Origin of the sequence: Mesorhizobium sp. BR1-1-4 (assembly GCF_020165375.1) — a bacterium.
Lineage (GTDB): Bacteria > Pseudomonadota > Alphaproteobacteria > Rhizobiales > Rhizobiaceae > Mesorhizobium > Mesorhizobium australicum.
The window spans coordinates 616351-637100 of the sequence record NZ_JAIUIB010000002.1 but is presented as its reverse complement, the minus strand read 5'-3'; the positions used below and the strand labels follow the sequence as shown (position 1 = coordinate 637100).

The 20750-nt window shown below is 63.8% G+C and carries 16 protein-coding genes; 4 read left to right on the top strand and 12 right to left on the bottom strand.

All coding sequences use genetic code 11. The features are described from left to right. Positions 1-398: 398 nt before the first annotated feature. Together LB571_RS06330 and LB571_RS06325 are read left to right on the top strand one after the other, a co-directional pair. Positions 399-1388 carry a TAXI family TRAP transporter solute-binding subunit gene (locus tag LB571_RS06330; RefSeq protein WP_140721502.1) on the top strand — a complete coding sequence of 330 codons (990 nt, stop codon included), beginning with the start codon at positions 399-401 and terminating at the stop codon, positions 1386-1388. Between the two features lie 91 nt (positions 1389-1479). Next, complete coding sequence (locus LB571_RS06325) at positions 1480-3537, top strand: TRAP transporter permease (RefSeq protein ID WP_015315950.1); 2058 nt, start codon at positions 1480-1482, stop codon at positions 3535-3537. A gap of 49 nt (positions 3538-3586) precedes the next feature. On the opposite strand, the gene LB571_RS06320 is transcribed toward LB571_RS06325, so the two are convergent. From LB571_RS06320 to LB571_RS06265, 12 genes are all read right to left on the bottom strand, one after another. After that, complete coding sequence (locus LB571_RS06320; protein WP_015315951.1) at positions 3587-4516, bottom strand: hypothetical protein; 930 nt, start codon at positions 4514-4516, stop codon at positions 3587-3589. Positions 4517-4845: 329 nt separating this feature from the next. Continuing rightward, positions 4846-7617, bottom strand: a complete 2772-nt coding sequence (locus LB571_RS06315) for a nitrate reductase (protein WP_224592974.1) — start codon at positions 7615-7617, stop codon at positions 4846-4848. A gap of 3 nt (positions 7618-7620) precedes the next feature. Beyond that, entirely contained in the window at positions 7621-7950 is a 330-nt protein-coding gene (gene nirD, locus LB571_RS06310; RefSeq protein WP_140661842.1) for a nitrite reductase small subunit NirD, read from the bottom strand. 211 nt (positions 7951-8161) lie between these two features. Then, entirely contained in the window at positions 8162-10612 is a 2451-nt protein-coding gene (nirB, locus tag LB571_RS06305) for a nitrite reductase large subunit NirB (RefSeq protein WP_224592971.1), read from the bottom strand. 4 nt (positions 10613-10616) lie between these two features. Continuing rightward, the gene (locus LB571_RS06300) at positions 10617-11414 is read right to left on the bottom strand and encodes an ABC transporter ATP-binding protein (protein WP_015315955.1); all 798 of its coding nucleotides are present in this window, start codon (positions 11412-11414) and stop codon (positions 10617-10619) included. A 10-nt stretch (positions 11415-11424) separates the two neighbouring features. Then, positions 11425-12315: a nitrate ABC transporter permease gene (ntrB, locus tag LB571_RS06295; protein ID WP_140619509.1), complete on the bottom strand. Its 891-nt coding sequence runs from the start codon at positions 12313-12315 to the stop codon at positions 11425-11427. Positions 12316-12401: 86 nt separating this feature from the next. Continuing rightward, positions 12402-13718 carry a CmpA/NrtA family ABC transporter substrate-binding protein gene (locus LB571_RS06290; RefSeq protein WP_140661844.1) on the bottom strand — a complete coding sequence of 439 codons (1317 nt, stop codon included), beginning with the start codon at positions 13716-13718 and terminating at the stop codon, positions 12402-12404. A gap of 348 nt (positions 13719-14066) precedes the next feature. After that, positions 14067-15305, bottom strand: a complete 1239-nt coding sequence (locus tag LB571_RS06285; RefSeq protein WP_181177825.1) for a CmpA/NrtA family ABC transporter substrate-binding protein — start codon at positions 15303-15305, stop codon at positions 14067-14069. 2 nt (positions 15306-15307) lie between these two features. Next, positions 15308-15910 (bottom strand): ANTAR domain-containing response regulator, encoded by a 603-nt coding sequence (locus tag LB571_RS06280; RefSeq protein ID WP_140661846.1) that lies wholly within the window; start codon positions 15908-15910, stop codon positions 15308-15310. 122 nt (positions 15911-16032) lie between these two features. Further along, the gene (locus tag LB571_RS06275; protein WP_140661847.1) at positions 16033-16347 is read right to left on the bottom strand and encodes a hypothetical protein; all 315 of its coding nucleotides are present in this window, start codon (positions 16345-16347) and stop codon (positions 16033-16035) included. A 110-nt stretch (positions 16348-16457) separates the two neighbouring features. Further along, positions 16458-17258, bottom strand: coding sequence for an endonuclease/exonuclease/phosphatase family protein (locus LB571_RS06270; protein WP_140619516.1), 801 nt, complete (start codon positions 17256-17258; stop codon positions 16458-16460). A 137-nt stretch (positions 17259-17395) separates the two neighbouring features. Then, positions 17396-18859, bottom strand: a complete 1464-nt coding sequence (locus tag LB571_RS06265) for a phospholipase D-like domain-containing protein (RefSeq protein WP_140661848.1) — start codon at positions 18857-18859, stop codon at positions 17396-17398. A 460-nt stretch (positions 18860-19319) separates the two neighbouring features. Here LB571_RS06265 and LB571_RS06260 point away from each other — a divergent pair, with 460 nt between their 5' ends. Then, positions 19320-19514, top strand: a complete 195-nt coding sequence (locus LB571_RS06260; protein WP_015315963.1) for a hypothetical protein — start codon at positions 19320-19322, stop codon at positions 19512-19514. 724 nt (positions 19515-20238) lie between these two features. Beyond that, the gene (locus tag LB571_RS06255; RefSeq protein ID WP_015315964.1) at positions 20239-20658 is read left to right on the top strand and encodes an AraC family transcriptional regulator; all 420 of its coding nucleotides are present in this window, start codon (positions 20239-20241) and stop codon (positions 20656-20658) included. Positions 20659-20750 lie beyond the last annotated feature (92 nt).

Below are 20750 nucleotides of genomic sequence, written 5' to 3'. Positions count from 1 at the left end.
TTCGGGGGCGGGTCGCTTCAACATGACCCAGTGAATCAAAAACCCCCGGCAATTGCCAGGGGTTTGTCAGCAGTCTGGACCCGCCGCAAGGCGGGTTTTTGTTTTACGGCTCTTGTGTTTGGCTGGTTGTCGCCACAGGCAGGTGACGCTGGCGACGCGGTTAAACCGCTCTACGGCATGTCGCGGCGAATAGGATTCGCCCGACCTGCTGTAAGCCTCTGATTTATGTAGGTCGTTGTCCCGGAGCCGGGTGCCATCCATTAAGTCCCTGTTTTGACGCGATTCCGGCGGAAACACACCCTTCCTGGAAGCGCTCTGGAAGCGGCCAAAAAGCACGCGCAGGTTGACAACCTTCCGGTTGCTGCAACATCCTGCCGATCTTTGACTCGGAGGTAGTTATGACTGTTTCGATCAACCGCCGCACCTTTTCCATGGGCACAGGAGCTTTGGCTTTGGCCGCCGCCGGCCTTTCGCCGGCGCACGCGCAGCAGGCTTTTTTCCGCATCGGCACGGGTGGAACGTCCGGCACTTACTATCCGGTGGGTGGCCTGATCGCCAACGCCATCTCGGCAACGGGGCCGGCCGGCGTCGAAGGCCTGGTCGCCACCGCCACGTCCTCCAACGGGTCGGTCGCCAACATTAGCGCCATCCAGTCGGGCGCATCCGAATCAGGGTTTACGCAATCCGATGTCGCCTACTGGGCATATTCGGGCACTGGCCTATATGAGGGCAAGCCCAAGGCCGATGACCTGCGCCTCATCGCGACGCTCTATCCCGAAACGATCCATCTGGTCGCCCGAGCGGATGCCGGCATCAAGACGGTGGCGGACCTGAAGGGCAAGCGCGTTTCCCTCGACGAGCCGGGCTCAGGGACCATTGTCGACGCGCGCCTCGTGCTCGGCGCATACGGGCTGACGGAGAAAGATGTGCAGCCCGAATACCTCAAGCCCGGTCCGGCCGGCGAGCGGCTCCAGGATGGCGCCATGGACGCCTATTTCTTCGTCGGCGGCTATCCGACCGGCGCCATCGTCGAACTTGCCAGCACCAACAACATCACCCTGGTTCCAATCACCGGCCCCGAAGCCGACAAGCTCCTGTCCGAGCAGAAGTTCTTCTCCGCCGACACTGTGCCGGAAGGCACCTACAAGAATGTCGGCGAGACCAAGACCATATCCGTCGCCGCGCAATGGGTGACCAGTGCCAAGCAGACCGACGACCTCGTCTACAAGATCGTCAAATCGCTTTACAGCGACGCGACCCAGAAGGCGCTGCAGGCCGGCCATGCCAAGGGCAAGCTGATCACGCTCCAGAACGCGGTCACCAGCGCAGGCATTCCGTTTCATCCCGGTGCGGAGAAATTCTACAAGGAAGTCGGCGCCCTGAAGTAGGAGTCTAGCGCGTAGGACCGACGGACGACAGCGAGGCGGGAGGCGCGCTTTCCGCCTCTTTTGTCTGGAAACTCAGGACACGGAACCGGCCATGAGCGACGATGACAAAATCACGCTTTCCGCGATGGAGTTCGATGAGGAGAAGGCTCGCGAACTGGAGGAGAAATTCGACTCCGAAATCCGATTCCGGCCATTGACCCAGGCCGCGGGCTGGCTGGTCGGCTTCCTTCTGGTGGCGCTGTCGCTGTTTCACTATTACACCGCCGGCTTCGGGTTGCTGCAGGAGATGCTGCACCGAGGCATCCATCTGTCGATGGTGCTGGCGCTGATCTTCCTCGTCTTCCCGCTGGTGAAGAAGGGTTACGACCAGCCCGCGCAATCCAGCTTCCTGCGGCCGCTTGGCATACCGCTTTTCGACTGGCTGCTGGCGCTCGCCGCCGTGGTGGCCGTGCTGCACGTGCCGATGATCCCGCTCGACGATCTTGCCTTCCGCGTCGGCAACCCCACGACGCTCGATGTGGTGTTGGGCGTTATCCTGATCCTGCTCCTCCTGGAAGCGACGCGCCGCTCCGTCGGCATCCCGCTGCCGATCATCGCGTGCATCTTCATGGCTTACGCACTGTTTGGGCGGTACATGCCGAGCATTCTGGTGCACCCCGGCGCGTCCGTTTCCCAGCTTGTCGATCACCTTTATCTGACGACGCAGGGAATCTACGGCATCGCGCTCGGCGTCGTCGCCACCTACGTCTTCCATTTCGTGCTGTTCGGCGTCTTCGCAACCCGCATAGGCCTCGGCCAGCTCTTCCTCGACTGTGCCGCCTGGGTCGCCGGCCGCTACGCCGGCGGTCCCGCGAAGGTTTCGATCTTCGGCTCGGCATTGTTCGGCATGATCTCCGGCTCGTCGGTCGCCAACACCGTCACCGTCGGCTCGCTGACCATCCCGGCGATGATCAAGCTCGGCTACAAGAAACATTTCGCCGCGGCGGTGGAGGCGGCGTCCTCGACCGGCGGTCAGGTCACGCCGCCGATCATGGGCGCGGCCGCCTTCCTGATGATCGAATTCCTCGAACTGCCCTACACGACCATCATTCTGGCCGCCATCGTGCCTGCCTTCATGCATTTCTTCGGCGTGTTCATGCAGGTGCATTTCGAGGCCAAGCGCACCGGCCTCCGAGGGCTCAGGCCGGACGAGATGCCCGACGTCGTCGAGGCGCTGAAGCGGGACTGGCCGACGATCATCCCGCTCGTCGTCCTCATCGGCGTCCTGCTCTCGGGCTACACGCCCTACATGGCCGCCTTCTGGGGCATCACGCTCTGTATCGCCGTCGGCCTGCTCAATCCGCGCCGTCGCATGTCGGTTGCCGACATCGCAGTATGCCTGCGCGACGGCGCCAAATATGCGCTCGCCGTCGGTGCCGCGGCCGCCACCGTCGGCATCGTCGTCGGCGTCGTCACCCTGACCGGCGTCGGCTTCAAGCTATCCTACATCGTCACCTCGACGGCAGGCCAGTTGTCGCTCCTGTTCGGCACCTTCATCCCCGAGTCGATCTTCTCGGCTCAGGGCCTGACGCTGCTGTTCACCCTGCTCATGACCGGCGTGGTCTGCATCCTGATGGGCTGCGGCATCCCGACGACGGCCAACTACATCATCATGGTGACCATCGCGGCACCCGCGCTGGTCATGCTGGGCACCGAACCGATCGTCGCCCATTTCTTCGTCTTCTACTACGGCCTGCTGGCCGACATCACGCCACCGGTGGCGCTGGCCGCCTATGCGGCCGCCGGCATGGCGGGGGCGGACCCGTTCAAGACAGGCAACACCGCCTTCCGGTTAGGGTTGGGCAAGGCGCTGGTTCCTTTCGTGTTCGTCTTCTCGCCGTCCCTGCTGCTGGTGACAAAGGACTTCACCTGGCCGAATTTCTTCCTGGCCTTTGGCGGCTGCGTGCTTGGTATCACCTGCCTCGGGGCCGCCCTGTCGCGCTATCTGCTGGTGCGAACGCGCCCATGGGAGAACGTGCTCCTGGTATTTGCCGCCCTGCTGCTGGTGGCGCCCGAGCTCTATTCCTCGCTGCTCGGCCTGGCGCTCGTCGTTCCCGTCGTGCTGCGCCATTGGAGCGCACGCCATACCGACGAGGCGCAACCAGTCTGACCGGCGCCGCGCCCGCGCGATCGACGCTTTAAATAAGCCTGCATCACCTTCACAAGCTGGGAGGTGACGGGACTCGGCGGTCGGTGGAAAAACACGCTGCAAAGGCGCTGTCGACGACGGCCAGCTTGGCGGCCTGGACGATCATGTATTCCTCGTAGAATCCGTGCGACACCCACATCACCGAATTGCCGCGCTGACCAAGCCAGCCAATGCTGCCGAGTTCCTCCGCCGTGCGCAGTTTACGGCTGAGATGGGTCCGCGACAGCTTGAGCCATTTGGCGAAGTCGCCGATCGAAACCACGCCGGTCGGAATTCGCTCCAGCCCGGCATGGTCGGGGTTGATGCCCGACATCAGCCAGTCCATGACGATGCCGCCATTGTTGAGCCAGATGAACAGGGAAAAGGTCTGGTTGGGTTCGCGCACCGGCTTTGAGGCTAGCAAGCCGTCAGCCACCAGCGGCTGCAGCGTGGCAAGCATGTCGGGCCGCTCCAGGAACCTGGCCAGCCGGTTGCCGCCATCGATATGGTCGAGCGTGCGCAGATGGGCTGTTACCCAGCCGGTGAATCGCTCAATCGTCGCCGCCGTCGGTTGCAGGGGATGCGTGCGGCCGTCCCCACCCGCCACATACTCGGCGATGTTGTAGTGCAGCATCTCCTTGATGAAGGCGTCCGCCGTGTTGCGGCTGGCCACGGCGTTCTTGTGCACGACCTCGATGAAACGCGATACGGTCAGGTCCTTGCGGCGGTCGTTCGGGTCGCGCCTGAAGTGCATGGCAAGGCCGACATGGCCCAACAGCCAGCGTTGCTGCGTGGCAAAGACGGAAGCCAGCCGCGGGCTTTCCTCATAGATGCGGATCAGGGACTGCGACTGTTCCTGAACGTAGCGGTGCAAGGCTGGATGGCCGGCTATGTCTTGCGGATTCAGCGATGATCTCCCGATGCCTTGAATCAACTCGCATGGCGAGATTGCGTTCCCCATTTTCCAGTCTTCGACATCTGTGTCCAGACGTACCAACTACGAAGAACAGGGCCAGCCGAGACACAGATCCACGGCAACGGTCATGCGTCTCGTTTGCCATGGCTTGAGAACCCCTTCCCGAATCGTTAGCCGAACGGCGAGATCCAGCCGCAGCGTGGCGCAACGGTCGTCAAGGGCGTTTCCAGTTTCTGGTCCATGGCGGCATCTTTCACCTCCATCAACCAAATGAGTCCCAGCCAGGTCGAATTAACCGTTGGACAGGTTGAAGCCCTTGCGGGTTCCGCCGATTTCGCAAGGCCGTGCCACTTTGCCAGGTGGGACGGACGCCTTCACTCGGCCGCCTGAACCCGACAGGCCTGGATGATCGTGCGGATTTCCGACCGGCAGGAACCGCAATTGGTACCTGCCTTCAGCGTGGCGCCGATGGCTTCGACACTGTTGCAGCCGGCCGCCACGGCCGCGGTAATCTGGTTCACCCCGATGTTGAAACAGGAACAGACGGTCGCGCCGGCATCGGGCCGCTCGGCACCGGCACGGCCGGCGACGATCCTCAAGCGTTCGCGCTGGCTGGCGTGGACCTCGCCGAGCTGCTCGGCGGCCCAGCCGCGCGACACCGCGACCGGACCGGGTGCGATGAACAAGGCACCCGCCAGATGCTCGCCTTGGAAGGCGGCGATGCGGTGCTGGCCGGCCTCGCGGTCGTGATAGGCGAGCATTTCGGCATCCGCGGCATCGAAGAGAGAGCCGGCGAAGGCCGTCCAGTCGATATCGTCATTGGCAAAGGCCAGTTCGACCCGCCAGCCGCCCCGGCATCTGGCGGTCGCCCAGTAGTCGGCGGCCATCGTCACGGGCCTTTTGCGTGTCACGGCAAAGCCAAAGGCCCCAGCGGTGAATTTCTCGATGCGGGCGGCGACATGCTTTAGCGCCGGCTGCCCCGACACGGGATCGGCAAGCGACGCTGTCAGCGTGTCGAGCCGGCCCCTGGCGGCGAACTGGTCGGTCCAGTGCATCGGGGCGAACAGGCTGCCCGGGCGCTGGCGCGTTGTCACCAGCACGCGGACCAGCACTTCGCCGCGCGGAGTCGAAACGCGCGCGATGTCGGCGTCGCCAATGCCGTGGCGTTGTGCATCCTCGGGATGGATTTCGACGAAGGGCTCGGCGATGTGCTGGGACAGGCGCGGGCTTTTGCCGGTACGCGTCATGGTGTGCCAATGGTCGCGGATCCGGCCGGTGTTGAGGACGAGCGGGAAGGCGGCGGTGATGCGGGTCTCGACGGTTGGGCGCAGAGCGATGAAGCGGGCCTTGCGGTCGGGCGTGTAGAAGTTGCCGTCGGCGAAGAAACGGGTTGGTTGGCGTTCAATCGAAGTGGCCCCCTCTGGCCGAGTTCCAGCCTGAGCACCCCCTTCTGATTGAAGCTGAGCTTGAGCACCCCCCTCTGGCCTGCCGGCAGGCCAGAGGGGGGTGCCTGGGCTCGGCGCCGGCCAATGGAACGGAGCCAATCCTTCGTAGTCCTCAACATCGATCGCAGCATAAGCGCTGATGTCGAAATCCCGCTCGCCATCATTTTCGAACCCCGACAGCGCGGCGTGCTCGGCAAAGATCCCCGCCGGGCTCTTATGCGCAAACGCCTCGCCAAAGCCCATCCGCCTTGCCACTTCCGCAATGATCCACCAGTCGGGCCGCGCCTCGCCGGGGGCGGCCAAAAACGGCCGCTGGCGCGAGATGCGGCGCTCGGAATTGGTGACGGTGCCGTCCTTCTCGCCCCAGGCCGTGGCCGGCAGCCGGACATGGGCGTGGCGGACCGTGTCGGTCTCGGCCAGCACGTCCGACACCACGACGAAGGGGCAGGCCTTGATCGACGCCTCGACTGCCCCTGCATCCGGCATGGAATCGACCGGGTTGGTGGCCATGATCCACAACGCCTTGATGCGCCCATCGGCCACCGCCTTGAACATCTCGACCGCCTTGAGACCGGGCTCCCCGGCAATCGCCGGCGCCTTCCAGAAGCGCTGCACGCGTTCGCGATGCCCGGGGTTTTCGATCTCCATGTGGGCGGCGAGCATGTTGGCCATGCCGCCGACCTCGCGGCCGCCCATGGCGTTGGGCTGGCCGGTGACCGAGAAAGGGCCGGCGCCCGCTTTTCCGATGCGGCCGGTGGCGAGATGGCAGTTGATGATGGCGTTGACCTTGTCGGTGCCCTGGGACGACTGGTTGACGCCCTGGCTGTAGACGGTGACGGTCTTTTCCGTCCTGGCGAACAGGCTGTAGAAACGGCTAAGTTCGTCCTCGCTGAGGCCCGTGGCGGCAGCGACGCCGGCAAGGTCCAGCGTCGAGGCGGCGAACAGGGCTTGTCCGAATCCGGCCGTATGCGCCGTGATATAGGCACGGTCGAGCGCATTGTGCTGGCCGAGCCAGGCGAGCAGGCCGGTGAACAGGGCGACGTCGCCATCCGGCGCGATCGCCAGATGCATGTCTGCGATGTCTGATGTCATGGTACGGCGCGGATCGACCAGCACGATCTTCATCTCGGGCCGCTTTTCCCGGGCAGCCGCGATGCGCTGATAGAGCACGGGATGGCACCAGGCGAGATTGGAGCCGACCAGCACGATCAGGTCGGCCAGCTCCAGATCCTCGTAGGTTCCCGGCACAGTGTCCGAACCAAACGCGCGGCGATGGCCGGCAACCGACGAAGCCATGCAGAGCCGCGAATTGGTGTCGATGTTGGCCGAGCCAATGAACCCCTTCATCAGCTTGTTGGCGAGATAATAATCCTCGGTCAGCAACTGGCCGGAGACGTAGAAGGCGACCGCGTCGGGGCCATGTTCGGCGATGGTGTGCTGGAAGGTCGAGGCGACGACGTCGAGCGCCTCGTTCCAGCCGGCGGGGCGGTCGTGGATTTGCGGATGGAGCAGCCGGCCGTCGAGGTCGATCGTCTCGGCCAGTGCGGAGCCCTTGGAACAGAGCCGGCCGAAATTCGCGGGATGATCGGGATCGCCGCGGACAGATACCTGCCCGTCCGCGGTGATCTTCGCCAGCACGCCGCAGCCGACCCCGCAATAGGGGCAGGTGGTCCTCACCTCGCGCGCTGCGTCAATCTCCATGGTTCAGGCCGCGCGGCTGGCCAGCGCTTCCAGCGCGACGAACAGGTGCTCGCCCTCCCGCTTCACGGGAATCGTGCGCACGGCGCCTTCGTCGGCGCCAAGCGCCTTACCCGTCTCCAGCGAGATCACCCAATTGTGCAAGGGGCAGGTCACCGCCGCGCCATGGACAATGCCCTGGCTCAGCGGTCCGCCCCTGTGCGGGCAATGGTCGTCAATAGCGAAAACCTGATCCTCGGCGGTGCGAAAGACAGCGATCTTGCCTTGCGGGGTGGCGACACAGCGCGCGCCACGGCGGGGAATGTCGGAGAGGGTGCCGATCGATGTCCAGGTCATAGGTGTGCCTTTGCTTGATAGGATTGCGCCAAGGCGCCCCCCTCTGTCCTGCCGGACATCTCCCCCGCAAGGGGGGAGATTGGCAGCTTGAGCGCAGGCGCATTTTCTTCAGCGCTGGAGATTGGCGAAAGCAGATATGACATCCGATCTCCCCCCTTGCGGGGGAGATGGCCGGTAGGCCAGAGGGGGGTGCCTCGCGCAAACATCTCCATCACTCCGCCGCCTGCGCAAATCCTACCGAAGCCATCGGCCGGAATTCGTGCTTGTCCTTGCCGGACACGCGCTCGGACCATGGATCGACCTGGGCGAACTTCTGCGAAAAGATGAAGCGGTCGTAATAGGCCTTGCGCTTCTCGCCATCGTCCATGATCTGGCGCTTGATCTCGGCGATGCCGATGCGCTTGGCCCATTTGTAGATGCGTTCGAGATAGCGGCCCTGCTCGCGATACATCTGTGTCAGCGCCACGATATGCTCCAACGCCTCGTCCTCGGTCCTGACCAGGCCGAGCACTTCCGTGCCCTTGATGTCGAGCCCGGCGGCGCCGGCGAAATGGATCTCGTAACCGCTATCGACGCAGATGACGCCGACGTCCTTGCAGGTCGCCTCGGCGCAATTCCTCGGGCAGCCCGACACCGCCATCTTGACCTTGGCCGGCGTCCACGAGCCCCACATGAACTTCTCGATGCGGATGCCGAGACCTGTCGAATCCTGCGTGCCGAAGCGGCACCAGTCCGAGCCGACGCAGGTCTTCACCGTGCGCAGGCCCTTGGCATAGGCATGGCCCGAAACGAAGCCGGCCTGGCCGAGGTCGGCCCACACCGCCGGCAGGTCCTCCTTGCGGATGCCCAGCATGTCGATGCGCTGGCCACCGGTGACCTTGACCATCGGAATCTCGAATTTGTCGACGACGTCGGCGATGGCGCGCAGTTCGGCCGCATTGGTGACGCCGCCCCACATGCGCGGCACCACCGAATAGGTGCCGTCCTTCTGGATGTTGGCGTGGACGCGCTCGTTGATGAAGCGCGACTGGTAGTCGTCGGCATACTCGTCCGGCCAGTCGCAGACGAGGTAGTAGTTAAGGGCCGGCCGGCATTTGGCGCAGCCGCAGGAGGTCTTCCACTCCAGCTCCTGCATGACCGCCGGAATGGTCTTCAGTCCCTTGGCCTTGATCAGCCTTCGCACGTCGTCATGGCCGAAAACGGTGCAGGAGCACATGGGCTGCACGGCGGCCGGGTTGTAGGTGTCGCCAAGGGTCAGCACCATCAGCTTTTCGACCAGCCCGGTGCAGGAGCCGCAAGACGCCGACGCCTTGGTGTGGGCGCGCACGTCGTCGAGCGAAGTCAGGCCCTTGCCCGTGATCGCGCCCGTGATCTTGCCCTTGCAGACGCCGTTGCAGCCGCAGATTTCCGCATCATCCGGCAAGGCTGCAACGGCCGCCATAGGGTCCAGCGGGGCACCCCCTTGGTAGGACTGGCCGAAGATCAAGGTGTCGCGCATCTGCGAGATATCGGTCTGCTTCTTCTTCAGGTCGTTGAACCAGGCGCCGTCCGATGTCTCGCCATAGAGCACGGTGCCGATGATGCGGTCATCCCTGAGCACCAGGCGCTTGTAGACGCCGGCGGCGGCATCGCGCAGCACGATTTCCTGGCGGTCGTCGCCATCGGCGAAGTCGCCAAGCGAGAAGAGGTCGATGCCGGTGACTTTCAGCTTGGTCGGCGTGTCCATGTGGACGAAGGCGGCGGTCTCGTCGCCGGCAAGCTGATGAGCGGCGACACGCGCCATCTCATAGAGCGGCGCCACCAGCCCGTAGACCATGCCGCCCACCTCGGCGCATTCGCCGAGTGCGTAGATATCCGGGTCGTTGCTGCGCATCCCGGCATCGACGACGATGCCGCGGTTGACGGCAATGCCTGCATCCTTGGCAAGAGTGGCGTTCGGCCTGATGCCCACCGCCATGACGACCAGCGTCGCCGGGATGATTGTGCCGTCGGCGAGTTCCACCCGCTCGACCTTGCCATTGCCGGTGATTGCCTGCGTGTTGGCCTTGGTGACGACCTTGATGCCGCGCTGCTCCACCGCGCGCTGCAGGAGGTAGCCGGCGGCCGGATCGAGCTGGCGCTCCATCAGCGTCGGCATGACGTGCAGCACGGTGACATCCATGCCTTGCGCGTTGAGGCCGGCCGCCGCCTCCAATCCGAGCAGGCCGCCGCCGATGACGACGGCCTTGGCGCGCGCCTGGGCGGCGAGCATCATCGCCTGAACGTCGTCGAGATCGCGATAGGTCAGCACGCCCGGCAGATTGTGGCCGGGCACCGGGATGATGAACGGCACCGAGCCGGTGGCGATGACAAGCTTGTCGTAAGGCTCGGTGACGCCGTGGTCGGAGGTGACGGTCTTCGCTTGCCGGTCGATGGCCATGATCTTGTGGCCCTTGTAGAGGGTGATGTCATTGGCGATGTACCAGCCGTCGCCATGGATGATGATTTCCTCATAGGCCTTCTCGCCGGAGAGCACCGGCGACAGCATGATGCGGTCGTAATTGACCCTGGGCTCGGCGTTGAAGATGGTGACGGCGTAGCGGCCCGGCGCCTGTTCCAGCAGATGCTCCAGCATGCGCCCGGGCGCCATGCCGTTGCCGATGATGACGAGTTTTTCGGTCATGGCGTTACTCCGCGGCTTCGACGAAGCGGTGGCGTTCGTAGAGGAACTTCAGCACCGCCTCGCGGCAACGCAGGAAGGTCCGGTCGGAGGCAAGTTCGATGCGTCGGCGCGGCCGCGCCAGCGGCACGGGCAGCACCTCGCCGACGGTCGCCGCCGGGCCGTTGGTCATCATGACGATGCGGTCGGACAGCAGCACCGCTTCGTCGACGTCATGGGTGATCATGATCGTCGTCGAACCCAGCCTGGAATGGATGTCCATCACAGCGTCCTGCAGATGGGCGCGGGTCAAGGCGTCGAGCGCACCAAACGGCTCGTCGAGCAGCAGGATCTTGGGTTCCATGGCAAGCGCCCTGGCAATGCCGACGCGCTGTTTCATGCCGCCGGAGATTTCGGCCGGCCGCTTGTCGCTCGCATGCGCCATCTGCACGAGGTCGAGATTGCGCATGATCCAGTCATGCCGCTCGGCCTTGCTCTTCGAGCGGCCGAAGACTTTCGACACCGCCAGATTGATGTTCTCGTAGACGGTCAGCCACGGCAGCAGCGAGTGGTTCTGGAACACAACGGCGCGCTCGGGGCCGGGGCTGTCGACCTCCTTGTCCTCCAGCAACACCGCGCCGGCGGAAACCTTGGTCAAGCCGGCGATCAGGTTGAGCAAGGTCGACTTGCCGCAACCGGAATGGCCGATGATGGAGACGAATTCGCCCTTGTCGATGGTCAGCCGGATGTCCCTCAGCACATCGCTTACCTGGCTGCCACGAGCGAAGGATTTGTCGATATGGTCGAGCTTGAGATAGGCGGTCATGGCGCTCTCCTCACTTTGCCGTCGTGCCGCGGGTGACAAAGGCGCCGACCGCCGCGACCAGGCGGTCGAGGCAGAAGCCGGTGACGCCGATATAGGCGAGCGCGACGATGATGTCGGGCAGCCGTGACGAATTCCACGCGTCCCAGATGAAGAAGCCGATGCCGACGCCGCCGGTCAGCATTTCGGCCGCGACGATGGCGAGCCAGGACAGGCCGATGCCGATGCGCAGGCCGGTGAAGATGTAAGGCGCAGCGGCCGGCACCATGATCTTGATGAAGAACTCGAGCTGGTTCAGCCGCAGGATGCGGGCGACATTGCGATAGTCCTGCGGGATGTTGCGCACGCCGACGGCAGTGTTGATGATGACCGGCCAGATCGAAGTGATGAAGATCACGAACAGAGCCGACGGGTTGGAGTCGCGGAAGGCGGCGAGCGACAGCGGCAGCCAGGCGAGCGGCGGCACGGTGCGCAGGATCTGGAACACTGGATCGAGGCCGCGCATCGCCCAGATCGACTGGCCGACCAGCGCGCCGAGCGCCACACCGACGACCGCCGCCATGCCGAAGCCGATGGCGACGCGCTGCAGCGAGATCAGCACCCGCCAGGCAAGACCGATATCCTGCGGGCCGTTGTCGAAGAACGGATGCGCGATCAGGTCATAGGCCTCGTTCCACACCTGGCTCGGCGGCGGCAGGCTTGCCGTCGGTGACGAGCAGGCGACCTGCCAGACGACAAGCAGAAGGGCGATGACGATGGCGGGCGGGACGAGAACGCTGGCCACCCTGGTGGCAACCGCCACCGGATCGACACGGCGCCGCGCTTTGGCGGTGAAGGCGACCACCTCGGCTGACTTGGCCGGGAATGCTTTCACCTTGGTGTCCTCGACGGCTTGGATGGACATGTCCTGGGGATACTCCGTGGTGTGCTGGTGCGGTACTGAGCGCCAAACGGCGCTGGCGCCGTTTGCGTTGGGTACAAACGGCCTGACTAAGCCGATGCCTTGATGGTCAGGCTGTCGAGATAGGCCGAGGGGTTGGCCGGATCGAAAGTCTTGCCGTCGAAGAAGGTCTCGACGCCGCGCGAGGACGAGGCCGGGATGTCGCTCGCGGCGACACCGAGTTCCTTGGCCGCCTCGCGCCAGATATCCTCGCGGTTGACCTGGTCGACCAGCGCCTTGATGTCGGTGGTCGGCGCGAACTTGCCCCAGCGGATGTTTTCGGTGAGGAACCAGCTGTCGTGGCTCTTGAACGGGTAGGAGACGCCGCCCTTCCAGAATTTCATGTAGAGGTCGGTGGCGCTGGCGACCCGGCCATTGCCGTAGTTGATGTCGCCCTTGAGGCGGCCGATAATGTCGGCGACGGGCACATTCATCCATTGCCGCTTGCCGATGATGGCGGCCATCTCGTCCTTGTTTTCCTTGGCGTCGCACCATTGCTGTGCCGCCATCACCGCCATGACGATCGCCTTGGTGGCGTTGGGATATTTTTCTATGAAGGCGGCGCGCAGGCCGAGCGCCTTTTCCGGATGGCCCTTCCAGAGTTCGCCGGTCGTGGCGGCGGTGAAGCCGACGCCCTGATGGACAAGCTGTTCGTTCCACGGCTCGCCGACGCAGAACACGTCCATATTGCCGACCTTCATGTTGGCCACCATCTGCGGCGGTGGCACGACGATGGTCGAGACGTCCTTGTCCGGGTTGATGCCGCCGGCCGCCAGCCAGTAGCGCAGCCACAGATCATGGGTGCCGCCCGGGAAGGTCATGGCGGCCTTGACCTCCTTGCCCTCGGCCTTCTTGGCGGCGAAGGCGTCCTTCAGCTTGGCGGCATCGAGGCCGACGCCGGTCGCGGCATATTCCTGTGCGACCGAAATGCCCTGGCAGTCGTAGTTGAGGCGGGCGACGATCGCCATCGGCAGCGGCTGGTTGTTCTGCGTCACCTTGCCGGTGTGCATGAGGTAAGGCATCGGCGTCAGGATGTGGGCGCCGTCGATGCCATTGGCTTCGCCGCCGAGCATCAGATTGTCCCGCGTCGCGCCCCAGGAGGCCTGCTTGAGCACCTCGACATCAGGCATGCCGAATTTCGCGAACAGGCCCTTCTCCTTGGCGATGATCAGGGGCGCGGCATCGGTCAGCGCAATGAAGCCGAGCTTGGCGCCGGTTACTTCGGGACCTTTCCCTTCGGCATGAGCGCCGGCGGGAAACAATGTCTTTGCGGCGAGGAACAGTCCTGCCGTCAGCGCGCTGCTGGCCAGAAAATCGCGGCGGGTGAAATCCTTGAGGGACGTGCCAGTTCCGATCCGTTTCGTCATCGTCGTCTCCGGTTGGGCGCGTTGGAAGCGCCGTCGATTGCGTGTTCGGCCAAAAACAAAAAAGCCACCGGCCAGGCTTCGCGCATCCCTGGGGATTGCGCAGTGACCTGAGCGGCAGCTTTGCCTACGGCGCCCGCCATTGGACGCCTGTTCCATTGCCCGTGAAGGCTCGTTTATTTCAAAGCAGGAACCGTGCCAGTTTACCTCTGGCCGAAAAATCCAAATGGAATCAATACGATGGGGGCTTTATGCGGCGACCCGATCCGTCGCGACTGAGGTCAAACATTGGTCAGCTCACCTTTCGAGCGCATAATTTTTGTGCAATGCACAAGCATGGCGCTAAAATGATCAGGCTTCCCCGATGGCTGATTTTTGCCTCTCGATATAGGCGTCGATCTCGTCTGGATCGAAGATCTGGCCATCGAAGAAACCGTCCGGTCCGAGCATGAGGCCGGCTCCCGTCGCGCCTACCGCGGTCGCGGCCTTGAGCGCGCCTTCGACCTTGGCATTGGCGCCGGGCAGCGCCACCCCGAGTGGCTTCAGTGCCGAGCGGTAGAGATCTGGGCGGTAGCAGTCGCGGGCGATGGCGAGATTGTCGGGCGTGTGCGCGACGTGGCCCCAGCGGACCATCTGCGTGTAGAACCACAGCGAATGGCTTTTCCAGGGAAAGTTGGCGGCTTTGTCGAACGGCACGAAGAAGTCGTCGATGTCCAGCTCCGCCCCGCCGCCCAGCTGGAGATGGCCGGTCAGGATCGGCATCTGGACCGCCGGAGGCAGGCCAAGGAAGCCACGCTGCGCCATCACCGCGGCCAGTTCGTCGCGGTTCGCCGGATCCTGGCACCAGCGCGCCGAGTGATGCAATGCGCGCAAGAGGGCCGCCAGCGCCTCTGGGACCTGTTCGGCCCAGGCCTTGCGCACGCCAATCACCTTCTCCGGGCTGTTGCGCCATATCCGTGCCTTGACGGTGACGATATGGCCGGTGCCGGCCGCCACCGCGGCGCTGTTCCAGGGCTCGCCGACGCAATAGCCGTCGATGCGGCCGGCGGCCAGCGCGTCGGCCATGAAGGGCGGCGGCACGATGACGATCTCGATCTCGCGCGATGGATCGACGCCGCAGGCGGCAAGCCAGTAACGCAGTTCGTAATTGTGCCCGGAATGCGGATGCACGACGGCGAAACGCAGCGGGTCCCGGCCGGCGTCGGCCCGCTCGCAGATGAAGGCGCCAAGTGCCGCGCCGGCACGGGCCGGATCGAGATCGGGTGCCGCACCGTGCGCCGCCATGCCGGCCCAGACGGCGTTGGAGATGGTGACGCAGTTGCCGCCGAGCCCCAGCGAAAAGGGCACGATGGTCTCGGAGGCGAGCGGAGTGAGGCCCAGATTGCAGGCGAGCGGCATCGGTCCGAGCATGTGCGCGAGGTCGAAATGGCCGATGGCGATGCGGTCGCGGATGTTGGCCCAGGAGGTCTCGCGGTGCAGGGTGAGATCGATGCCTTCGCGCGCGGCAAAGCCCAGTTCGCCGGCCGCGACCAGCACGGCGCTATCGAAAAGCGGCATGAAGCCGGCGGTGATCTGGTGCTCGGCGCCCATGCTCATTCGTCCTCCGCCGGTCCGAGAAGCCCGGCGGCAGTCACCAGGCTTTGGGCGATGTCGCCGATCTTGCGGTTCTGGTTCATCGCGGTCTTGCGCAGCAGCGTGTAGGCGGCCTCTTCGGTCAGGCCGCGCGACTTCATCAAGATGCCCTTGGCGCGGTCGATCACCTTGCGGCTCTCGAGTTCGCTGCGCGCCTCTTCCAGTTCACGTGCCATGCGCGAGAAAGCGTTGAAGCGGCTCACCGCCATGTCGAGGATCGGCTTGACGCGCTCCTGCCTCAACCCGTCGACGACATAGGCCGAAACGCCGGCATCGACCGCGGCCTCGATCGAGGCCTGATCCGAGCGGTCGACGAACATGGCGATCGGGCGCTTTACGGCCCGCGACAGCTGGAACATGTTTTCCAGCATGTCGCGGTTGGGATTGCCAAGGTCGATGACGATGACGTCGGGTTCGATCTCGGCAATGCGGCGCGCAATGCCCGAGACGTCATGGATGACGGTGACCTGCTGATGACCCGCCTCGCGCAATCCGGCTTCGATTATCGAAGCGCGGATGCGGTTTTCGTCGATCACCAGGACGGCGAGGGAAGTTCGGACCATGCCCGCATTATGAGCAAGGCCGCAAATTTGTGCAATGCAGCATAGCCACCGACCCTGGAAGGTCGGTGGCTATGCCCAGAATGCCTGGTGGCGAAAAGTATCGGCTTGGCAGGAGACGTTGATCAGCCGCAGACGCGAACGTCTTCGACCACCCTGTGGTGGTGGCGCCAATGCACGACCGTCTCGATGTGGCAGCGGTGATGGCGGTGGTGACGCCAGCGGTAGCCGTCGTTGTCATACTGGACGCTCTGGTCGCCATCATACTCGTTGTCGTAGCGGCGCTCATGATGACGGCGCACGACGATTCCCGAATCTTCGTCCGAGGAATATTGGTTGCCGTCGTCGGACTGGATAGTCACGCTGGCAGCCTGCGTGGGCGCAATCGCCGCAGCTGTCGCGGCAAACGCCAGCACCGAAGCCAAAATCAACTTTTTCATTCCGTCCTCCTGCATGTTCAACACACATAAACTCGCGGAACAACCGGGTGTTCCGCTCAAATCCACACGCTTTGCGACGCTGGCGACACCAAGCCGTTATCGGCCGCATATTACAAGTGGACGAAGGCGGTCAGCGGCAGATGGTCGGAGGCCACGCGCGACAACGGTGTGTCATGCGCTTCGATGGTCCCGATCATGCCGTGCCGGTTGGCCATGATCCGGTCGAGCGCCAGCAGCGGCAGATTGGACGGGAAGGTGGGAACGGCAGGGGGCTGCGGGCCGAAGCTCGCGTGCAGCGTGTTCAGCGCGGAGCGGTTGCCGAGCCGCCATTCGTTCAGGTCGCCGAGCAGGAGCGTCGGCTTCTCGTCGGGACTGTTCATGATATCCAGCACGACCTGGGCCTGCTGCGAGCGGGAGCGGCGCAGCAGGCCCAGATGGGCCGCGATGATGCGCAAGGACTGATTTCCGTCGAGATCGATTTCCGCGACCACCGCGCCGCGCGGTTCGAGACCCGGGAGCCTGATCTGATGCACGTCGCGAACGACGCCCCTTTTGAACAGCAGGACATTGCCGTGCCAGCCATGGCCTTTGCCCGTTGCTGAAATGGGCACCGGCACGAGGCCGGTTTCGAGTTCTAGACGGTGCAGGTCGAGAAGCCCGTCACGGTCGCCGAAACGATTGTCGGCCTCCTGCAGGGCGATCACGTCGGGGGCGATCTCCCGGATGACGCGGCTGGTGCGGTCGGGATCGAACTTGCGGTCGACGCCGATGCATTTGTGGACGTTGTAGGAGGCGACCAGCGTCCCGGTGACGCCGTCCTTCTTCGCCGAGAAGGCGTTGGCCTTGCGCATCCGCCGGTCGCGAATGGACAGGAGCATATTGGCCGGCAGGCTGCGCCCGTTCATTCGCATCGCGCGCCGATCGTCCTTGCTGTTCTCACCATGCACCTAGAAATAGAGTCTTTCAGCCGATGTTCCATGGTTGGCGACACCCTATCCGGTAAACACGTCGTTTTCTTAACGACAGGTTTTTTCCCAGAGATAGTTTCCTAGAGATAGGGCGATCCCAGCCAGAGCATGCGATCGAACAGCCGGATGATGAACGGACGCGCCCGCAAGGACGCCAGCGTGACTGGGACGGCCGTTTCGATCGCCGATCCGATCCGGGTCTCGATCTCGGTGGCAAAACCCGCGTCGAGGACCTCAAGGTCGATCTCGAAGTTGAGCCGCAGCGAGCGGGCATCGAGGTTGGAGGACCCGACATAGGCCCACGCGCCGTCGATCGAAAGCAGCTTGGAATGGTCGAAGGGCCCTTCCGTGCGCCATATGCGGCAATAATTCTTCAGGATCTGGTCGAATTGCGCGGTCATGGCGCGATCGACAAGGAAGAGGTTGTTCACCGCCGGCACCACGACATCAATCTCGACGCCGCGCCTGGCCGCGGTGATCAAGGCACTGATCAATTCCCGGTCCGGCAGGAAATAGGGCGACATCAGCCGTATCGACTTGCGCGCGACCGAGAAGGCGCCGATCAGCAGTTTGTGGTTGGTTTCGTTGCTTGCATCCGGTCCGGATGCGACCGCACGCACCAGCATCGGCTGGCCGGCGGGTGGCGAAACCGGTGTGATCCGCCAGGCATCGCCCTTCAGCGCCTCCTTGGTGGCAAAGCGCCAGTCCTCGGCGGCGACGGAGAAGAGATCGGCGACAACGGGGCCGGTGACCTGGAAATGCGTATCCCTGGCGCTTTTCGACCCGGCGAACTCCGCCGAAAAACCCTTGCGGATGTTCATGCCGCCGGTAAAGGCAACCGTGCCGTCGACCACCAGGATCTTGCGGTGGGTCCGCAGGTTGGCATAGGGCAGGCGCAGGCCCATGACGATGTTGCCGTTGAAGACATCCGCCGTGATGTTGGCGCGGCGCAGATGCCCCAGGATGCTGGGCACGGAGTAGCGGGCGCCGACGGCATCGATCAGCACACGGACGGTGACGCCGCGCTGGACGGCGCCGGCCAGCGCTTCGACGAAAAGCAGGCCGACGGCGTCGTTGTCGAAAATATAGGTCTCGAGCAGGACGCTGCGCTCGGCCCCGTCGATCGCCGCGCACATGGCCGGGTAGGCCTCGTCGCCGCTTTCCAGCACCTCGATTGCATTTCCCGGGTTGAGCGTTCGCCGCGCCACCCTGTCGCCCAGCGTCCTGAGGCCAGTGAACCGCTGTCCATAGCGCTCGATGATCAACGCCTCTTCGAGGGCGACGTCGCGTTCATGCTTGGCCGACACCATGCCATCGGCGAGCGGGCGCTGGGCGCTGATCGTGGCGCGGCGGATGCGATTGATGCCGGCCACGGCATAGATCAGCACGCCGAGGATCGGCGACAGCACCATGATGCCGACCCAGCCGGTGGCGGCGCGGACGTCCTCCTTGGTCATGACAGCATGGGCAATGCCGATGGTCGCCATCACCACCGAGATGATCGCCAGTATTTGGGGCCAGTGAATCGCCAGGGTCTCGAACATTGCCGGGACTATCCAGCGAGTGCCCGCATAAGGCAATGCAGCCGGCCGTATCCACGTCTCTGCATGTGCGAGAACGGCGGCGCACGGTTATTTGAGCAGGCCAACCAGGACGCTGAAAGCGGCGTCGATATCGGCGCGGACCGCGGCCTTGACGGCCTCGCCGTCGCGAGCACGGCAGGCCGCCGCTGATCGCGAGAGCCTCGGCCGCCAAGCGTTGCTCTCCTGCTGGTGGGAACGTTCGTTTGAGGATTGAGCAGTTGGCTCGATCAACCTGCGATAAATTCCACCTGAGAGAGCCCAGCCTCACCGCGTGGGAAAGCATAGAGCCGGTGCGATCCGGCGTCGTCCCGCGCTGCTTTGGTCATCGAGGCTTCCTGTACTTTGGTACCGCATCCATTGTATATCAGAGGGAATGAAATTAGCGATGTAACACTTCGGTTGATGGCGAAGGGGGCGCCGAATGATGACGTTCAACTTCGAGGGGCCACCAGTGGGCGACGGCGATGCGCCGGCCGATTGCCAGGACCAGTTGCTGCCTCTCGTCAATGAGATCGTGCAGGCCGCGGTGGCGGCCGGCTGGAAGCGGGACGATGTTCTTCTGGCTTTCGTGGAACTCGCCTGGGATCTGTACGAGAACCGGCGCGGTGATCTGTAGCAGCGGACTGCCAATCACCGGCTCCGAACGGCGGCTCCCATGCTCGACCTCGCGGGCAAGCCATCAATCAGCGCAGGCTGCGCCAGGCACCTGCCGTCAGCGGTTGACGAGAACACAGAATCGCGCGACCGGGCGTGTCAGCACCGATTGGCGAACTCCTGGATGGCGAAGACCTCGCGCCGAGCGAAAATGAAACGCTCGGCAACTCCCATTCGCCGCCATTCTTTGTTTCTTTTCTCGAATAAAGATTTTTCTTTGCACGTGGGAGTTCTTCCCAAGCGAAGATGGCTGCGTTACGCTGTCTTCGGGGCCGGGAAGGGGATGTGAGGCGTCGTCGAAACGGCTGAGGCAGTGCCAATGAAAAATGCGGACGAGGCACGGGAAAGCGGCATTTCCCGAGGCATCGACCGGGAGCGAGCAGCTCGATACGTCCTGGACATCATTCCTGAAAGCGCAGGTCCCCACGGGGCCACAGCGCAAGGAAGCGTAATTTATTCCGTTCGCGGGCCCGGCTCGCAGACATTCCTGGCCAAGGAGTACTCCGCAGGGATCGTGCTTGCGCCCATGCAGCCTGCGCATCGTTCGCCGTCCGGACGGATCGCTCACATGAACGGGCCTCACGACGACGCCGGCCCGCGTCGAGCAATCACGAATTGTTTTTCGCGGGAACGGCCAGGGAGGCCTCGGGTTGAACTTTATCTGGAACTTATCAGGAGGCCGAAGAATGCCGGGCGATGATGGTTTCCCCGGGTCAGTTTCTCGAATCAATTCGGCGCGGCAGCCGGCGCTCACTGCAAAAGGCGGGCTTTCTCCCCGCGCCGCACGCAAGGTGCAAGACTTCCTGCACGAGAACTTCACCCGCAAGCTGGCGCTTGCCGAGATGGCTGCGGTGTGCGGGTTGTCGCCTTCTCATTTCGTGCGGGCGTTTGCCAGGACGTTCGGCGTGCCGCCGCATCAATATGTTCTCGACCTGCGGCTGGACCTCGCCGAAAGGCTGCTTGCCGACAGCCGCATGACGATCGCCGACATCGCTCATTCCAGTGGATTTTCAAGCCAGAGCCATTTTACCACCGTGATGAAGAAATACCGGCAGGTGACCCCATTGCAGGCGCGGGTAGGGAAGCTTAACGCCAAGATTAGATGAAGCGTCGCCCACACCGTTTCTTGGTTACTTGGTTTTAAAGCAGTTGCTAAGGTAACGAGCTGTTAACCTCCGCCTATATGCTCGGGTCTTTT

Excerpts from the sequence above, each read along its gene's own strand:
- LB571_RS06330 (WP_140721502.1), top strand. The coding sequence starts at position 399 with ATGACTGTTTCGATCAACCGCCGCACCTTTTCCATGGGCACAGGAGCT.
- LB571_RS06325 (WP_015315950.1), top strand. The coding sequence starts at position 1,480 with ATGAGCGACGATGACAAAATCACGCTTTCCGCGATGGAGTTCGATGAG.
- LB571_RS06320 (WP_015315951.1), bottom strand. The coding sequence starts at position 4,516 with ATGGGGAACGCAATCTCGCCATGCGAGTTGATTCAAGGCATCGGGAGA.
- LB571_RS06315 (WP_224592974.1), bottom strand. The coding sequence starts at position 7,617 with ATGGAGATTGACGCAGCGCGCGAGGTGAGGACCACCTGCCCCTATTGC.
- nirD (WP_140661842.1), bottom strand. The coding sequence starts at position 7,950 with ATGACCTGGACATCGATCGGCACCCTCTCCGACATTCCCCGCCGTGGC.
- nirB (WP_224592971.1), bottom strand. The coding sequence starts at position 10,612 with ATGACCGAAAAACTCGTCATCATCGGCAACGGCATGGCGCCCGGGCGC.
- LB571_RS06300 (WP_015315955.1), bottom strand. The coding sequence starts at position 11,414 with ATGACCGCCTATCTCAAGCTCGACCATATCGACAAATCCTTCGCTCGT.
- ntrB (WP_140619509.1), bottom strand. The coding sequence starts at position 12,315 with ATGTCCATCCAAGCCGTCGAGGACACCAAGGTGAAAGCATTCCCGGCC.
- LB571_RS06290 (WP_140661844.1), bottom strand. The coding sequence starts at position 13,718 with ATGACGAAACGGATCGGAACTGGCACGTCCCTCAAGGATTTCACCCGC.
- LB571_RS06285 (WP_181177825.1), bottom strand. The coding sequence starts at position 15,305 with ATGGGCGCCGAGCACCAGATCACCGCCGGCTTCATGCCGCTTTTCGAT.
- LB571_RS06280 (WP_140661846.1), bottom strand. The coding sequence starts at position 15,910 with ATGGTCCGAACTTCCCTCGCCGTCCTGGTGATCGACGAAAACCGCATC.
- LB571_RS06275 (WP_140661847.1), bottom strand. The coding sequence starts at position 16,347 with ATGAAAAAGTTGATTTTGGCTTCGGTGCTGGCGTTTGCCGCGACAGCT.
- LB571_RS06270 (WP_140619516.1), bottom strand. The coding sequence starts at position 17,258 with ATGCGAATGAACGGGCGCAGCCTGCCGGCCAATATGCTCCTGTCCATT.
- LB571_RS06265 (WP_140661848.1), bottom strand. The coding sequence starts at position 18,859 with ATGTTCGAGACCCTGGCGATTCACTGGCCCCAAATACTGGCGATCATC.
- LB571_RS06260 (WP_015315963.1), top strand. The coding sequence starts at position 19,320 with ATGATGACGTTCAACTTCGAGGGGCCACCAGTGGGCGACGGCGATGCG.
- LB571_RS06255 (WP_015315964.1), top strand. The coding sequence starts at position 20,239 with ATGCCGGGCGATGATGGTTTCCCCGGGTCAGTTTCTCGAATCAATTCG.